This is a genomic window from Vibrio sp. RM-41-2B (assembly GCF_024744415.1).
GTDB classification, from domain to species: Bacteria; Pseudomonadota; Gammaproteobacteria; order Enterobacterales; family Vibrionaceae; genus Vibrio; species Vibrio diabolicus.
Genome location: NZ_JAMQWD010000011.1, coordinates 1 through 628, shown reverse-complemented (window position 1 = coordinate 628; position 628 = coordinate 1). Strand labels below are relative to the sequence as shown.

The following is a 628-nucleotide window of genomic DNA, read 5'->3' as shown; positions in this document are numbered from 1 at the left end:
CCTTGGATTGAGAATACGTCTTCGATAGGCATTAGGAATGGCTGATCTACCGCACGCTCTGGCTCAGGGATGTAAGTATCTAGAGCTTCAGCTAGTTCAACGATTTTCGCTTCCCACTGCTCTTCGCCGTTTAGTGCGCCTAGTGCAGAACCTTGGATAACTGGTAGGTCATCACCTGGGAAATCGTATTCAGATAGAAGTTCACGAACTTCCATTTCTACTAGTTCTAGTAGCTCTTCATCGTCAACCATGTCACATTTGTTCATGAATACGATGATGTATGGGATACCAACCTGACGGCCTAGTAGGATGTGCTCACGAGTTTGTGGCATTGGGCCATCTGTCGCAGCAACAACTAGGATACCACCGTCCATCTGTGCAGCACCAGTGATCATGTTTTTAACGTAGTCCGCGTGTCCTGGACAGTCAACGTGTGCGTAGTGACGAGTTGGAGTGTCGTACTCAACGTGAGAAGTTGCGATTGTGATACCGCGCTCACGCTCTTCTGGAGCGTTATCGATAGATGCGAAGTCTTTAGCTACACCGCCGTAAACTTTAGCAAGAGTAGTACAGATAGCTGCAGTTAGAGTTGTTTTACCGTGGTCAACGTGGCCGATAGTACCAACGT

General features: G+C 47.9%; 1 protein-coding gene. It reads right to left on the bottom strand.

Translation table 11 applies throughout. The features are described from left to right. On the bottom strand, window positions 1-628 hold a 628-nt coding region (locus NB463_RS09040), incomplete at both ends, for a GTP-binding protein (protein ID WP_258431980.1).